The 15,977-nt window shown below is 58.7% G+C and carries 14 protein-coding genes; 10 read left to right on the forward strand and 4 right to left on the reverse strand.

The annotated features are described in order from the left end of the window. The first annotated feature begins 4 nt into the window (after nucleotides 1-4). Genes ACR3E2_RS07535 through mdoH form a run of 3 tightly spaced genes read left to right on the forward strand, consistent with a single transcriptional unit; the run spans nucleotide 5 to nucleotide 4,586 of the window. Nucleotides 5-1,222 (forward strand): OpgC family protein, encoded by a 1,218-nt coding sequence (locus ACR3E2_RS07535; RefSeq protein WP_480484239.1) that lies wholly within the window; start codon nucleotides 5-7, stop codon nucleotides 1,220-1,222. Next, nucleotides 1,219-2,718, forward strand: a complete 1,500-nt coding sequence (locus ACR3E2_RS07540) for an OpgD/OpgG family glucan biosynthesis protein (RefSeq protein ID WP_480484240.1) — start codon at nucleotides 1,219-1,221, stop codon at nucleotides 2,716-2,718. The genes ACR3E2_RS07535 and ACR3E2_RS07540 overlap by 4 nt, the downstream gene beginning before the upstream one ends. Next, nucleotides 2,715-4,586 (forward strand): glucans biosynthesis glucosyltransferase MdoH, encoded by a 1,872-nt coding sequence (gene mdoH / locus ACR3E2_RS07545; protein ID WP_480484276.1) that lies wholly within the window; start codon nucleotides 2,715-2,717, stop codon nucleotides 4,584-4,586. Before ACR3E2_RS07540 ends, mdoH begins: the two co-directional genes overlap by 4 nt. Here the strand turns inward: mdoH and ACR3E2_RS07550 are convergent, their stop codons facing one another. Together ACR3E2_RS07550 and ACR3E2_RS07555 are read right to left on the reverse strand one after the other, a co-directional pair. Beyond that, entirely contained in the window at nucleotides 4,587-5,411 is an 825-nt protein-coding gene (locus tag ACR3E2_RS07550; protein WP_480484241.1) for a CE1 family esterase, read from the reverse strand. Next, complete coding sequence (locus tag ACR3E2_RS07555; protein WP_480484277.1) at nucleotides 5,408-5,869, reverse strand: rhodanese-like domain-containing protein; 462 nt, start codon at nucleotides 5,867-5,869, stop codon at nucleotides 5,408-5,410. Before ACR3E2_RS07555 ends, ACR3E2_RS07550 begins: the two co-directional genes overlap by 4 nt. Nucleotides 5,870-6,103: 234 nt before the next feature. Here ACR3E2_RS07555 and ACR3E2_RS07560 point away from each other — a divergent pair, with 234 nt between their 5' ends. The 7 genes from ACR3E2_RS07560 to selD are packed head-to-tail and all read left to right on the forward strand — an operon-like array spanning nucleotide 6,104 to nucleotide 14,196. Beyond that, nucleotides 6,104-8,974, forward strand: a complete 2,871-nt coding sequence (locus ACR3E2_RS07560) for a monovalent cation/H+ antiporter subunit A (RefSeq protein ID WP_480484242.1) — start codon at nucleotides 6,104-6,106, stop codon at nucleotides 8,972-8,974. Further along, nucleotides 8,974-9,333 carry a Na+/H+ antiporter subunit C gene (locus ACR3E2_RS07565; RefSeq protein WP_209503290.1) on the forward strand — a complete coding sequence of 120 codons (360 nt, stop codon included), beginning with the start codon at nucleotides 8,974-8,976 and terminating at the stop codon, nucleotides 9,331-9,333. The genes ACR3E2_RS07560 and ACR3E2_RS07565 overlap by 1 nt, the downstream gene beginning before the upstream one ends. Further along, complete coding sequence (locus ACR3E2_RS07570; protein ID WP_480484243.1) at nucleotides 9,330-10,874, forward strand: monovalent cation/H+ antiporter subunit D; 1,545 nt, start codon at nucleotides 9,330-9,332, stop codon at nucleotides 10,872-10,874. Before ACR3E2_RS07565 ends, ACR3E2_RS07570 begins: the two co-directional genes overlap by 4 nt. Further along, complete coding sequence (locus tag ACR3E2_RS07575) at nucleotides 10,874-11,371, forward strand: Na+/H+ antiporter subunit E (protein ID WP_480473523.1); 498 nt, start codon at nucleotides 10,874-10,876, stop codon at nucleotides 11,369-11,371. The genes ACR3E2_RS07570 and ACR3E2_RS07575 overlap by 1 nt, the downstream gene beginning before the upstream one ends. Further along, complete coding sequence (locus ACR3E2_RS07580; RefSeq protein ID WP_209503286.1) at nucleotides 11,368-11,637, forward strand: K+/H+ antiporter subunit F; 270 nt, start codon at nucleotides 11,368-11,370, stop codon at nucleotides 11,635-11,637. The genes ACR3E2_RS07575 and ACR3E2_RS07580 overlap by 4 nt, the downstream gene beginning before the upstream one ends. Nucleotides 11,638-11,644: 7 nt before the next feature. Further along, on the forward strand, nucleotides 11,645-12,031 hold the full coding sequence (locus ACR3E2_RS07585; RefSeq protein WP_480473524.1) for a Na+/H+ antiporter subunit G: 387 nt from the start codon (nucleotides 11,645-11,647) through the stop codon (nucleotides 12,029-12,031). 5 nt (nucleotides 12,032-12,036) lie between these two features. After that, nucleotides 12,037-14,196, forward strand: coding sequence for a selenide, water dikinase SelD (selD, locus tag ACR3E2_RS07590; RefSeq protein WP_480484244.1), 2,160 nt, complete (start codon nucleotides 12,037-12,039; stop codon nucleotides 14,194-14,196). Here the strand turns inward: selD and mnmH are convergent. Continuing rightward, entirely contained in the window at nucleotides 14,187-15,239 is a 1,053-nt protein-coding gene (gene mnmH / locus ACR3E2_RS07595; protein ID WP_480484245.1) for a tRNA 2-selenouridine(34) synthase MnmH, read from the reverse strand. The two genes, selD and mnmH, sit on opposite strands and share 10 nt — an antisense overlap. Nucleotides 15,240-15,276: 37 nt before the next feature. After that, complete coding sequence (locus ACR3E2_RS07600; RefSeq protein ID WP_480484246.1) at nucleotides 15,277-15,942, reverse strand: SOS response-associated peptidase; 666 nt, start codon at nucleotides 15,940-15,942, stop codon at nucleotides 15,277-15,279. Nucleotides 15,943-15,977: the final 35 nt, after the last annotated feature.

Here is a 15,977-nt window from a genome sequence, read left to right on the forward strand (position 1 = left end):
CCGTATGGCGACCATATCGCCCGCTGCTGATTTTGCACCCGTCGCAGCCCCGGCTGCGGCCCCCGCCCGCACGCGTGACCCGCGACTGGATTTCTATCGCGGCATCGCGATGTTCATCATCCTGATCGCCCACATTCCCAATGATCCTTGGGCGAATTGGATCCCGGCGCGCTTTGGGTATTCGGACGCAACCGAGATTTTCGTGTTCTGTTCGGGCATGGCCTCGGCCATCGCCTTTGGCGGGGCGTTCCTGTACAAGGGCTGGTGGATGGGCACGGCCCGAGTGGCCTATCGCATCTGGCAGGTTTATTGGGCCCATATTGCCCTGTTCTTCTTTGTCGCCATGACAATGGCAGCGCTGGACCTAACCGGCGCGTTCGGGAAAACCTATGTCTCGTCCCTGAACCTTCAGCATTTCTTCAATGATCCCGCCCCGCAGATGGTGGGGATCTTTACCCTGACTTATGTACCGAACTACTTTGACATCCTTCCGATGTATCTGGTGGTACTGGCGCTGATGCCGCTCTACATCGCGCTGTACCGTGTCAGTTTCTGGCTGATGGCGGCTGCATCTGTGACCATCTGGTGCATCACTCAGACCGGCGCGCTGGCCCTTCCGGCCGAGCCGTGGTCGGATCGGCAATGGTTTTTCAACCCGTTTGGCTGGCAATTGCTGTTCTTCACCGGATTTGCCTTGATGCGCGGATGGATTCCCGCTCCACCAGTATCGAAATCTCTGGTCTGGGCGGCTGCCTTGTTCCTGATCCTGTCAGCTCCGTTTGGGTCTTGGAAGGTCTTCCTCTGGGTTAACAGCGCTGCGCCTGAGTTGGGCGCTGCGATCCGAAAGATCTGGCCACTGACCGACGAATTGCGCGACAAGACCGAGTTTGGCGCGCTGCGATATGTCCATTTTCTGTCACTGGCCTATCTGGGCTGGGTCGCGGCTGGCGAACATGGTCACCGCCTGATTGCGACGGGCCACAGCATGGGTGCGCGCGTCTGGCAATTCCTGCTGACGGTCATCACCAAAGTCGGTCAGCAATCCCTTGCGGTGTTTGTATTTTCCATGGCAGCAGCACGACTTATCGGCGTTGCCCTCGATCAAGCTGGGCGGGATGTTGCCACCGTCTTTGTCGCCAACATAATTGGTTTTGCCATGATCATCGGCGTGGCCTATCTGGCAGCTTGGTTCAAGTCTCAACCCTGGAAATTGAAGAGATGAATTTCACCCGTCGCGCATTCCTAGTCTCGACGACTGCCTTGGCCTTTGCCCCATCGGCCTATGCGACCGGGGGCGCAGTCCCCTTTGACCGCGACCACGTGATCGAACTGGCCCGCGAACTGGCCAGCCGCCCCTATGCGGAACGCGAAATGGTTCCACAAGAATGGCAGGATCTGACTTACGAACAATATCGCTCGATCCGTTTTCGACTGGACCGGGCGTTGTGGTACGAAACCGAAACGCCATTCAACGTCGATTTCTTCACACCGGGCCTGTATTTCCCCCGGACCGTCAAGGTGGAAACGGTCGAAAATGGCATGACAACACCAGTCGATTTCGATCTGGGGATGTTCGACAAATCCGAAGATGTGCCGCAATTGCCCATCGACGAGACTCTGGGCTTTTCAGGCCTGCGGCTGCGGACCGAGATGCACCGACCCGGCAAGACGGATGAGTTCTGCGTCTGGCAGGGTGCCAGCTATTTCCGCGCTATTGGTCTGGACGAGGTCTACGGTCTGTCGGCACGCGGTCTCGCCCTGAAAACAGGCGACCCGGATGGCGAGGAATTTCCTGAGTTCATCCGTTTCTGGCTGGAGCGCCCCAAGCCCGGCCAACGGAATATGGTCGTACATGCGCTGATGGACAGTCCCAGCGTGACTGGGGCCTATCGCTTCAATGTCACGGCGGGGGCGGATTGCATTATCGACGTCAAGGCCACGCTGTTTCCCCGCGAAGACCTACCTCATGTAGGTATCGCGCCGGGCACCTCGATGTTTCTGTTCGACCAGACCAACCACAGCCGGTTCGACGATTTCCGTCCGGCCGTCCATGACAGCGACGGGCTGTTGATCCGCAATGGCGCGGGCGAGGTGTTGTGGCGTCCGCTGGCAAACCCGGCCCGCCTGCAAATATCGTCTTTCGTTGACGAGAACCCGCGCGGCTTCGGGCTGATGCAGCGCAAGCGCGAGTTTTCGGACTATGCCGACCTTGAGGCGAATTATCACAAGCGCCCGGGCCTGTGGGTCGAGCCTCGGGATGACTGGGGCAAAGGCACCGTTACACTGGTCGAGATACCGGCCGATCAGGAAATCTATGACAACATCGTCGCCTATTGGCGTCCGGCAGAGCCCTATGCGGCAGGCAGTCGGGTTGACCTGTCCTATCGTCTGATCTGGGGTGAGGAGCCTCAGCGCACTCCGATGCCACGGGTGACCAACACCGCCATGGGCGAAAACACCTTCGGTGAGGGGCGTTTGGCCGTCATCGATTTCGAAGGCAGCGATTTGTTCGATGATATCGAGGCGATCAGTGTCTTCGTGGATTCCCCTCATGCTGTAACCTCGGACGGTGTTCTGCAACGCAACCCGGATACGGGTGGGTTGCGTCTTGCGTTTTCATTCCAGCCAGATGGGCGCGATCATGTCGAGTTGCGCGCGCAACTGCTGAAAGACAAACAGCCTGCCTCTGAGGTGTGGCTTTACCGATGGACCATATGAACCGCGGTCTGCATATCATGCCGCCCGAGGCACCTCTGGCGATGCCCACGCAGAATTTCAGCGTTGGGTTCCACGATGCTGATGCCCCGTCGGGCACAGACACGGGCGCGACTGGATTTTGGCGCGCGCTTGCGTTTTCACCGGCGATGGTAGCGACATTGGGCCTGCTTTGGATCATGAGCGACTGGTTCAGCGCCCAGGGGATCAATCTGATCGAGGGCATCCTGTTGGCGCTTATCTCGTTCAACTTCTTCTGGATTTCGTTCACGGTCTGCACCGTTCTGCTGGGTATGGTTTCGCTGTCGAGACAGGATCGTCCGCAGCGCAAACGCACAGCACAGCCCCTGCGCGTTGCCCTTTTGACACCGGTATACAACGAAGTGCCATGGAACGTGCTGGGCAACGCCCGCACCATGCTTGAAGATTTGCAGGCACGCGGTGGGCAGCATCACTATGCCATGTTCATCCTGTCCGACACACGCGACCCTGAAATCGCGGCACAGGAACAAGCCAGCGTCGAAGCCCTGCGCACCACGCTCGCCCCGGGGCTGGAGTTGTATTACCGCCGCCGCGAGCAGAACACCGACCGCAAGGTGGGTAACATCGCCGACTGGGTCAGTCGCTGGGGCGCAGACTGGGACGCGATGCTGGTTCTGGATGCGGACAGCCTTATGACCGGTCGCGCCATACATCGGCTGACCGATGCGCTGGCGCGTGATCCCGGTGCCGGGCTGATCCAGAGCTATCCGCAACTGATCGGCGCGCAATCGGTTTTTGCCCGTATGCAACAATTCGCCAATGGGGTCTATGGCATCGCCTTTGCCGAAGGGTTGGCGCGCTGGTGCGGACAAGAGGGCAATTATTGGGGCCACAACGCCATAATCCGCACCAAGGCTTTCGCCACCAGTGCCGGACTGCCCAAGCTGCGTGCGTTCAACGGTCAGGACAAGCTGATCATGAGCCACGATTTCGTCGAGGCTGGATTGCTGCGCCGTGCCGGATGGGCGGTGCGGTTCCTGCCGCGCATTCGGGGATCTTACGAGGAAACGCCCCCCACACTGATCGATCATGCGATGCGGGATCGGCGTTGGTGCCAGGGCAACCTGCAACACCTGAAACTGCTGGGCTCGACTGGATTCCGGGCCGTCTCGCGTTTTCATATGTTCCACGGTGCCGTAGGATACCTGATGTCACCGTTGTGGTTTGCGCTGCTGTTGATGTGGGCACTGATTGGTCAGGGCAAAGACGCCTCTGTCCTGCATTACTTCAGCCCCGATAATCCGCTGTTCCCGCAATGGCCGGAAATGTCGGAAACCCGGCACGTTCTGATCATTCTTGTGATGTATGCAATGCTGCTGGCACCCAAGGTGCTGGGAGTTCTGGCTTTGCCGCTAAGCGGTGTGCGCTACTCCGAATTCGGAGGCGGCCTCAAGTTCCTGACCTCGTTTCTGGCCGAGGTCATTCTGTCGATCCTGTATGCACCGATCCTGATGGTGCAACAGATGATCGCCGTTTTCCGGACAGCGCTTGGCATTCAGCGGGGCTGGTCGCCGCAAGCACGCGACGGTGGCAGTTACGGATTGCGCACGCTGATCCTGTGTCACGCATTGGAAACCGTCAGTGGCATAGCCTTGAGTGTTGGTATCCTGTCCGGGCTGGTCTCGATCTGGCTGGCTCCGATTGCCATCAGTCTCGCCCTTGCCATTCCGCTATCGGCACTCAGCGGTGTTTCGGCCGGTGCCGCACGCCGGATGGTCGGAATGCGCGAGGATTTCCGCGAACCTGCCATCACCCGGTCGGCCCGGCGTTACCGGGCCGAGCTGAAGCAATTGGTTGAAGGCAAGATCAAGATGACCCCGGCAGAGTGATCAGCTGCCGGGAAGCCCTTCGTACCAATCCACGACCATATCAGCCCAACCGGCTGGAACTGTATGACCGCCCGGGAACAAGGCAAACTCCAGCGCGCTGCCTTTGGCACAGGTGGTCCAGCGGCGGCGCATGAAATTCCCCGTTGTGCTAAAGCCGGCCGGTTTGTGATCGACGCAGCCATTTGCCTCGCGCCAGATTTCGAACCCGGCATAGATATCGCCCTGCTGAAACCGGCCACCGCCCAGCAAGCGCCCCTCAAGCGGAACCACGTTGTCGGTCCAGCCATGGGTATGCAACATCCGAATCGGACCCTTGCAGGTTTCTGGGTGCGGCCGCCAGAATCCTCCGGACACCGGAACATATGCCGAAAATGTCTCGGGTGCCTTGCAGGCCAGATAGTTGACCATAAAACCACCAGCAGAAAACCCACCCAGCATAACCCGGTCGGTGTCGATACCAAAGCGGTTTTCCGCGTCCTGAACCACTTCAGACAGAAAGGCGGTTTCATCCCGTTCGCCAAAACCGGGATAGAAATTCCAGCTTTTTGTGCCACCACGGTCGGGCCTCTCCAAGCCTTCCGGGGCCAAGACAGCATAACCCCGCGCCAGCAGAGGTTCGACCATCCCGCGATTTCGCATCGTGCCTGAACCACTGCCGCCATACCCGTGCAGGAACACCACCAATGGCGGATTTTCTGTGTCGGGCAATTCGATGTGATACGCGCCCATCGGCGTCTCGCAAACGCTCTGTCGATCGGCGCAGCCCGCCTGGACCGTCTGCGCGACAAAGGCAAAGATTGCTGCAAGACTGATTTCCCTGATCATCCCGCATCCTCAATGAATCTGCGAACCGGCAAACCGGCCCTTACCCATCCTGGCCCGGCCGCCGAGCCCAACATTCCCTCGGGTACGTCGATGATATTTGTGAATCCGGCTTCAATCAAACGATTGCTGAGGCGCGCGGACCGCACCCCTCGGGCGCAGATCAGCGCCACGGGCGCAGCCTGATCACCGCCTGTCATTTGTGTCAGAACGTCGACGAAATCCTCGCGGCGCATGTCCAGCGGTACCGCGCCCTCGCCTATTCCCGAGGCACGCCACTCGCGCGGTGTGCGGATATCAACCAGCAGAACGCGCCCGTCCGCGGCCTGCTCATGGGCGTCGGTCACACTGATCCGGCTACCGCTGTGATCTTCAGGGATCAGTCTGTATTGCCTGATCGCAAACCCGGCAGCAATCGCGGCACCGCCACCAATCAATAGCCACCGTCGGGATCGGTTCATTTTTTCGGCCACGCCTCAGCCTCCTGTTCACTGATGCTGGTTCTAGCACAACCAGACAGCAAGTTGCGCGGTGAAACACAGCTCGCAGATCAAGATCGCGTCATTAATGCGCAGCGCCGCCAATGCCTTGGTGATCCGTGGGAGCCCGGCAAAAAAGTTGCCATCTCTGGACAGTCGGCAAAATATCCTTACAAAATTGACCTCACCCTGACCGCCCAGACCGGAGTATCGCACTTGTCCCTATTCCTTATTGCGGCCCTTCCCTTCCTTGGTGCTGTATTTCCCGCACTGCTGATCCGCGCGGGCCGAAATGCCGCCGCATCCGCAGCCGGGTTGACCACATTTCTGGCCCTGATGGGGCTGCTGATCCACATCCCTTCAGTCATGCGCGGAGACGTCGTGACTGCCCGGTTTGACTGGATACCGAGGTTGGGCCTGAACGCGAATTTCATGCTGGACGGGCTGGGATTTCTTTTCGCCTTGCTGATCCTTGGCATTGGATTGCTCATCATCCTCTACGCACGGTTCTACCTGTCGCGCGAAGACCCGATGGGGCAGTTCTATACCTATCTGCTGCTGTTTCAGGGGGCGATGGTTGGTATTGTCCTGTCCGACAATATCCTACTTTTGATTGTTTTCTGGGAACTTACATCGCTCAGCTCATTCCTGCTGATCGGCTATTGGAAACACCTGCCCGATGGCCGTCAGGGCGCGCGCATGGCTTTGGCCGTCACCGGCTCGGGCGGGTTGGCGATGATCGCCGGGATGCTGATCCTCGGCAATATCGTTGGATCCTATGACCTGAGTGTCATTTTGCAGAACAAGGAGCTGATCCAGGCGTCCCCCTACTACCTGCCAGCGTTGATCCTGATCCTGCTGGGCGCCTTCACCAAGTCGGCACAGTTCCCGTTTCACTTCTGGCTGCCCCACGCAATGGCCGCGCCGACGCCGGTGTCTGCCTATCTGCACTCGGCCACCATGGTGAAAGCCGGTCTGTTCCTGATGGCGCGGATGTGGCCTGTTCTGGCAGGAACAGATGCGTGGTTCTACATCGTGGCCACGACTGGTCTGATCACCATGCTGCTGGGTGCGGTCATCGCGCTGTTCAAGGATGATCTAAAGGCGTTGCTGGCCTTTTCGACTGTATCCCATCTGGGCCTGATCACCATGCTATTGGGCTTTGGCACTAAAATTGCCGCCGTGGCCGCCATTTTCCACATAATCAACCATGCGACCTTCAAGGCTGCCCTGTTCATGACCGCCGGGATCGTGGATCACGAAACCGGCACGCGGAACCTGAAACGGCTGGGGGGTCTGCGTCACCTGATGCCGATCACCTTCACAATCGGCACCATCGCGGCCCTGTCCATGGCGGGTCTGCCGCCGCTGAACGGCTTTTTGTCGAAAGAGATGATGCTGGAAGAGACCGTTCACACCACTTGGTTGCATTCACATTATCTGGTTCCGGGGCTGGCACTTTTGGCAGCGCTGTTCTCGGCCGCTTATTCTTTCCGCTTCGTCAGCCATGTTTTCCTTGGACCCAAGCGAGAAGACTATCCCAGCCATCCGCATGACCCGCCTGTCGGGCTGTGGCTGGCGCCCGCACTGCTGGTTGTACTGGTCGTCCTGATCGGTCTGAATTCCGCCGCGATCGTTGGCCCCCTGATCGCCGTGGTTTCCAGCGCGGTGATAGGCGGCGAGAAGCTGCCGTATTACTCGCTCAAACTGTGGCATGGCTTCACGCCTGCACTTTACATGTCGGTTGTTGCGACATTGGGCGGCCTTTTCCTGCTGGCGCTGCACAAACGCGGCGAGCAGGTCTGGAATGCCCTGCCCCGGCCCGAGGCCAAGGTAATCTTTGAGGCTATCATCGACGCGCTGACCAGGTTAAGCCGCTGGATCACCGACGAGATGCATAACGGTGTTCTCAGCCGCTATGCGATCATCTTCGTCGCTTTCACCGTGGGCCTTGGTTATTACGCCTATTCGACAGGAACCATCGGCGTAGAAACCCGCGTTCCGCTGCCAGCGCAGATCATTCCGATCATCGGCTGGATTTGTCTGGTGGGCGCAACGCTTGGTATCATGTGGTTCCACCGGAACCGCCTGTTGTCGCTGGTGTTGATCGGCGTCGTGGGCCTGATCGTTTCCATCGCGTTCAACTATCTTTCCGCTCCTGACCTTGCCCTGACGCAAATCTCAGTCGAGGTGGTAACGATGATCTTGTTGCTGCTGTCACTGAACTTCCTGCCGACCGAGACGCCATGGGACAGCAGCGCAGCGCGACGATGGCGGGATGCCGCGATTTCCGTCGTTGCAGGTCTTGGCACCGGCGCGCTGGTCTACGCGATGATGATGCGCGATTTTGCATTTCCAACGATTTCAGATTTCCATCTGGCCAATTCCTATAAGGGCGGTGGCGGCACCAATGTGGTCAACGTGATCCTGGTCGACTTCCGGGGTTTTGATACGTTTGGAGAGATCATCGTGCTGGGCATTGCCGCGCTGATTATCTTTGCGCTGACGGAATCCGTGCTAAGCACCAATGTCCGCAGTTACCTGCTGAATCGCAAACCGCACTGGCCCCAGTCCGGTGATTCACACCCGCTGATGATGGTTGTGGCGACCCGCGTGATGATGCCGATTGCGCTGATGGTCGGAGCCTATATTTTCTTCCGTGGGCACAACCAGCCCGGCGGCGGATTTATCGCTGGGCTGATCGTCGCCATCGCCTATCTGATGCAATACATGGCCAGCGGCTATACTTGGGCGATTGAGCGGCAGCGGTTTTATTACCACGGCACCATTGGCTGGGGCGTGCTGATCGCCGCTGCCACGGGGCTGGGGGCCTGGTTCAATGAACGCCCCTTCCTGACCAGTGATTTTGGCTATCTCCACTGGCCCCCGCTTGAGGAATTCGAATGGGCCACCGCCATGCTGTTTGACACGGGCGTGTTCCTTGCGGTTCTGGGTGCGGTCATGCTGGCACTCGACAGCCTGTCCCGCTTTGCGTGGCAGCCCGGAATGGCACAGGAATTCCCGATGGATATCAATCCCCTGCGGGACTCTCCACCGGAACAAGAACAAGAGAAGGAGCAGGCCTGATGGAAGCGCTCGTAGCCTCTGCCGTCGGTATCTTGACCGCTGCCGGAATATTCCTGATCCTGCGCCGCCGGACGTTCCCTGTTATTCTGGGCCTGTCGCTGATTACTTACGCGGTCAACGTGTTCCTGTTCGCGACCGGGCGCCTTGCGCTGAACGCCCCCCCGGTTCTGAACAAATACAAGGACGTCGCTTATACCGATCCTCTGCCACAGGCGCTGGTGCTGACCGCAATTGTGATTTCCTTTGGGATGACCGCGGTGATCGTGATGATCTCGCTCAGCGCGTACCTGTCCTCCAAGGATGACCATATCGACATGACAGCGCAGGACAGCGTAGATGCAGCAGGAGAAGACGCATGAACCACTGGATCGTTGCGCCGATCGTCCTGCCCGCGATCCTGGCTCCGTTTAACATCATGGTCCTGCGATACCATCTGGATTTGCAGCGCATCTTTTCGGTTGCCGGTGTTGTAGCCCTGTTGGGTATCGCCTTGACGATCACGGCACAGGCCTCGGGCGGAGATATTCAGGTATACGAGCTTGGCAACTGGCCTGCCCCGTTTGGCATTGTCATGGTGCTGGATCGAATGTCAGCCATGATGGTTTTGCTGACAGCTCTGCTTGCCCTGCCGATTGTGCTTTACGCCATTGCAACAGGCTGGGACAACCGGGGCAAGCATTTCCACGCCCTGTTCCATTTTCAGCTTATGGGTGTCTGCGGCGCTTTCCTGACCGGAGATGCCTTTAACCTTTTCGTGTTTTTCGAAGTTCTGCTGATCGCCTCTTATGGCCTGATGACCCATGGTGGCGGTGCGGTGCGGTTGAAGGCGGGTGTGCAATATGTCGCTTACAACCTGTTGGGATCGACTTTGTTCCTGTTTGCTTTGGGCACGATCTATGGCGTGACTGGGACACTGAACATGGCAGATATCGCCTTACGGGTAGCAGAAATCCCGGCCGAGGATACGGCATTGCTGCGGGTTGGCGCGGTTCTTTTGCTGCTGGTCTTTTGCATCAAGGCCGCCGTTCTGCCCCTGCATTTCTGGCTACCTGCCAGCTACGCCAATGCGCCAATGCCCGTCGCGGCCCTGTTTGCAATCATGACCAAGGTCGGGGCTTATTCGATTCTGCGGATGTTCACACTGGCCTTTGGCCCCGATGTCGCCGCAACACAGGGACTGGTGGGTGCGTGGTTGCAACCTGCTGCACTTGTCACTTTGGCTGTCGGGGCTATCGGCATTCTGGGGTCAAAACACATCGCCCGCATGGTGGCGTTCTGCGCGATTGCATCCATGGGCACCCTGTTGATCGCAATCTCGCAATTCACGCCTGATGCAACAGCCGCGGCACTGTACTATGTGTTCCATTCGACACTGGCGACAGCCCTGCTATTCCTGGTTGCCGATCTGGTGATGGCGCGGCGCGGCGGGGCCATCGCACCAACGCCACCCATGCCGCAAAGCGGGCTGGTGTCCGCGCTGTTCTTCGTGGGGGCGATTGCGATGGCGGGGATGCCGCCCTTGTCCGGCTTTATTGGCAAGCTGCTTGTGCTGGACGCCTCGCGCGATGCTTCGGATGCCACGTTGGTCTGGGCCGTGATTCTGATCAGCTCGTTCGTCACAATAATCGGGTTGGCCCGAGCCGGAACTTTGATTTTCTGGAAAAGTTACGACACTCAGGCTGTTCCGATAGCTGAGCCAGCGGAAAATGAAGCTGCCCCTGCACCGGTCGCACCTGAACCGCAACCCGGTCTGGCCTTTACTGCCGTGTTTGGCGCCGTAGCCGGCCTGATCCTGCTGACATTGTTCGCGGGTCCTGCGCTGGAATATACAAGCCAAACCGCAGGGCAGCTGTTTATGCCTGAAAACTACATCTCTGCCGTATTGGGATGGGCCGAGTGATGAAACTGCTACACCGGATTTTTCCGCACCCGCACCTGACCATTTTGTTGACGATCGTCTGGATTCTGCTGGCCAACAGCCCGTCACTGAATTCTCTGGTCTTTGGCCTGATCCTTGGAATCATCATTCCCTTCGTCACACAACCTTACTGGCCCGACAGGCCCAAGCTGCGCAACTGGCCCATGGTCGCCGAATACATGATCGTGGTGCTGTGGGATATTGTCGTTGCAAATATGACGGTGGCCCGGATCGTCCTCTTCAAACGCAATGAAGACCGGCGGCCCAACTGGGTTAGCATTCCGCTGGAGCTTCGGACACCCGAGGCCATAACCGTGCTGGCCGGAACCATCACGATGACGCCCGGCACCGTCAGTTGCGACCTGTCGGCACAGGGGCACAATCTGCTGGTTCATTGCCTGGACGCGCCGAACCCGGATCAGGTGCGCGACGAAATCAAGCAACGCTATGAACGTCGCCTGAAGGAGATTTTCGAATGATCGAATACGCAATCTACTTTGCATTTGCCTGTTTCGGCGCGGCGATCATGATGTGTCTGTGGCGGATAATTACCGCGGACGGCGTTGGGACCCGGGTTCTGGCTCTGGATACGATGGTCATCAATACGATTGCCCTGATGATCCTTTATGGCCTGTCGAAAGGGACCGAGATTTTCTTCGAAGCGGCGATGATCATCGCGATGCTGGGCTTCGTCTCAACCGTGGCTTATGCACGCTTCATGCTGCGCGGCAACATCATCGAATGAGGGCGATATGACATTCCTTGCAGAGCTGCTGATCGCCGTTTTCCTGATAGTCTCGGGTATCTTCGGGTTTGTCGGGTCCTTCGGCATGATCAAGTTGAATGACCCTATGTCGCGCCTTCACGCGCCGACCAAAGCGACAACTTTGGGCGTGGGCGGGGTGTTGCTGGCTTCGATCACCCATTCCGTTCTGCTGGAAGGCAAACTGTCGCTACACGAGCTTCTGATCACGCTGTTTCTATTCCTGACGGCTCCGATCACGGCCCTGTTCATTGCAAAATGGCACATTCACCGTCATGAACTGCCCAGCGACCTGCCCGATGCTGGCGAGGATGAGCTCTGGGCCACCCACGCGGTCGAGCAGGTCGAGGATGTTCCGGACCACAGCGCGAATTAACACAAATGCACACATCTCCGCTGCCCCTGACCCGTGATCTGGTTTTAATTGGCGGCGGCCACACCCATGCTCTGCTGCTGCGCAAATGGGGAATGAGCCCTTTGCCCGGCGCGCGGGTAACCGTGATCAACCCCGGCCCCACCGCTCCCTATTCCGGGATGTTGCCCGGATATGTCGCCGGACATTACGACCGGTGGGAGCTGGATATCGATCTTGTCAGACTGGCCCGTTTCGCAGGTGCGCGGGTGATCTTGGGCACGGTCAATGGCATCGATACCGAAACACACGAAGTGCATGTCCTCGGGCATCCTCCGGTAGGCTTCGACGTGGCTTCGGTCAATGTAGGGATCACGTCGGACATGCCCGCCTTGCCAGGCTTTGCGGAACATGCAGTGCCAGCCAAGCCGCTGGGACCTTTTGCTGCGAAATGGGCCGAGTATCTAAAGGGTCAAGGCCCGGCCTCGGTCGCTGTGATCGGTGGCGGCGTCGCGGGCGTCGAACTGGTCATGGCGATGGCACATGCGTTGAAGGCCAGGGGGCGGGCGGCACAGATTACCCTGATCGATAGGGCCTCGGCCCTGACTGCAACCAAACCCAAGGCGGCGGCAACAATCCGGATTGCAATGCATGACCTTGGTGTGGAGGTGATTGAAAACGCGGTGATCACCCGGATCGGGCAGGATCACGTGGAACTACAGGACGGGCGCACAATTCCGGCTGGTTTCGTGACCGGTGCCGCCGGAGCCCGCGCCTATGACTGGATCGCAAACACAGGGCTTGACCTTCAGGACGGACACATCCGAGTGAACGGCTACCTGCAATCCAGTGATCCGGCTGTGTTTGCCGCCGGGGATTGCGCCCATCTTACGGACAACCCCAGACCGAAGGCCGGTGTCTATGCGGTGCGCGAAGCGCCGGTTTTGTACGATAATCTTCGCGCAGCGCTCGGCGCGGGACAGATGCGAAAATACACACCGCAAAAAGATTATCTCAAACTGATCTCACTGGGTGGCAAGTCAGCACTGGCCGAGCGTTTGGGAACATCGTTCAGCGGCCCGTTGATGTGGACATGGAAGAACCATATCGACCAGACCTTTATGAACAAGTTTCGCGACCTGCCGCAAATGACACCGCCCGCCCTGCCACGCGACCGGGCAGCCGGGCTTGATGAGGTTTTGGGTGAAAAGCCCATGTGCGGCGGATGTGGAGCAAAGGTCGGGCGCGACGCATTGCAACTCGCCCTGAAATCCCTCCCCGCCCTTACTCGTACCGACATCACCGCCCTACCCGGCGACGATGCCGCGCTTTTGCAAACAGGCGGGGCGCAGCAAGTCATGACGTCCGACCACCTGCGGGCTTTCACCAACGATCCCGCACTTATGACGCGGATCGCTGCCGTTCACGCTCTGGGGGATATCTGGGCCATGGGGGCCGCACCTCAGGCGGCCACGGCAACAATCATCCTGCCGCGCATGTCTGCCGCCCTGCAAAGCCGCACAATGTCCGAAATCATGTCGGTCGCGAGTGACGTCATGCGGGCTGCGGGCGCGGAAATCGTGGGCGGGCACAGCTCAATGGGCGATGAGATGACTGTCGGTTTCACGCTGACTGGCCTGTGTGAGGCTACCCCGATTACATTGGCGGGTGGTCAGCCGGGAGATCGCCTGATCCTGACCAAACCCTTGGGAAGCGGAGTTCTGATGGCAGCGGAAATGGCCGGTCTTGCCGAAGGGGCCTGGGTCGCGGCAGCCTACAAACATATGACACAGCCCCAGGGCGATGCAGCCCGCATTTTGGCCAACGCCCATGCGATGACCGACGTGACCGGGTTTGGTCTGGCCGGGCATCTGCAAGGCATCTGCGACGCATCGCATTGCGGCGCTACGCTTGAACTGGACGCGGTAAAGGTGATGGACGGCGCGCTTGCGCTGACGGATCAGGGGGTCCGGTCAACGATTTTTGCCGACAACAACGCGATTGCGCCCGATCTTCCGTCCGGGGGCAAGGCGGCGCTGCTTTTTGACCCGCAAACAGCCGGGGGTTTGCTGGCCGCAGTGAATGCGAAGGACGCCGAAACCCTTCTGCAAGATCTTCTGGACGCGGGATATACGGCAATGATCATTGGCCAGCTGACCGACACACCGGGTTTGCGCCTTCAAAGCTGATCCAGAAGGCTTTCAATTTGCGCGGCCGCGTTGCTCAGCCCCGTGTTGTCCAAAGTTTCCACATCAAAACTGGCCAATACCTGCACCGGGCGGGATTGCCGGGATTTGGTGTATGCGGGATCATAATGCTGTTCCATCAAGGCCCGTGTCAGCGCCTGTTTTTGACCCGCATCAATCAATCGCAGCCATCCGTCAACGACCTCATGCCCGCGATGGAACCGCAGCGGTGACAACCGGTCCCGCAATCGGTCACTGTCAGACAGAATGTCGTCATAAGCCCGAACCAGATAGGCAGAACGGGCTTCAATTGAAGCCGTAATGTTCACACGCGGAGCCTTGCACAACGCGTTCCAAAGGCTGGGCGGCAGGATCAAGCTGCCAATTTTGGATGATTCCGCTTCGACCACGACTGGACGCGCCGGATCCATTGAACACAGCGCAGCAGACAGGGCAGATTCAAACCCCTTCTGACTGGGCTGCCCCCCAGGCCTTTCGCCCAGCAAAGACCCGCGATGGTTGGCCAGCGCTTCAAGGTCCAGAACCTGTACGCCTCGTGCGTGCAACAGAGCCAAAAGATCGGTCTTTGCGGTGCCCGTGTAGCCATCCAGCGCGATCAGCCGATGTGGCAAAGGATCATCGTACAAATAAGCGTTCACCAATCGACGGTAGGTACGATAGCCGCCGTCAACCACTTCGGCGCGCCAGCCAATTTGCTGCAACATCCATGTGAATGATCCGGAACGCTGTCCACCGCGCCAGCAATAGACCAAGGGGCGCCACGCTCCGTCATGATGGCTGAGGTGGTGTTCGATGTGATTGGCTGCATTGCGGAATACCATAGCAGCACCCAGCTTGCGCGCCAGAAAGGGGCTGTCCTGTACATAAATGGTTCCGACCCGGGCGCGTTCCTCGTTGTTCAGCACAGGCAGGTTTATTGCACCTGGCAGATGATCTTCGGCAAACTCGGCAGGGCTGCGAACGTCGATCACGGTATCATAGCCGTGCGCGTAAAGTTGGGTCAGGTCAGGGAATTTCAGAGCCATGCCGAAGGTCTAGCTTGCTGCGTTTCCGATGAAAAGGTCACGCGTCACAAGGTTCGATCAGCTCTGGCCCGCTGGCCCGGTTCGAGTTCACCGCAGGCCCGACCCGGTGGAAGGTCAACACATCCTCGTTCCCCGGCTGCATCAGCCGCGCGGCCCCTTTTCCGGCTTCACCCAACCACAATGGCCAGTCATTGGGTTCTACGATCAAGGGCATTCGCTGATGAATGACCTCAAGCCATTTGTTGGCAGCCGTCGTCACGATAGCACAGGTGCCCTGCCGTTCGCTTTCAGGGCCCCAATCCTGCCAGACCCCGGCAAAGGCAATGGGAGCTTTGTCCTGACGGTGGATATACCAAGGCAGGCGCGTTCCCTGTTCCGTTTTTGTCCATTCATAGAACCCAGTCGCTATGATCAGGCAGCGGCGCGTCCGGCAGGCATCGCGAAAGGCGGGCTTGTCCGCCAGGGTCTCGGCCCGGGCGTTGATCAGCAACGGCCCAGCCGTTTCGGTCTTGTACCAATGTGGCAGAAATCCCCAGCGCAGCGCATCCAGATGGCGGCCTGTTTCGCCGCTACGCACGACATGTACCTGATTTGTCGGACAAACATTGAAATTCGGCACCACAGGTAGCGCATTTGCCGGGCGCGCTGAAAACAGCTGCGCCATTGCGTCGTTGGGAAGAGTTATTGCAAACCGTCCGCACATGGGTAATGAACCACCGATACATTCTTGATACAGGC

The sequence above is a fragment of the Ruegeria sp. AL7 genome (assembly GCF_056536105.1).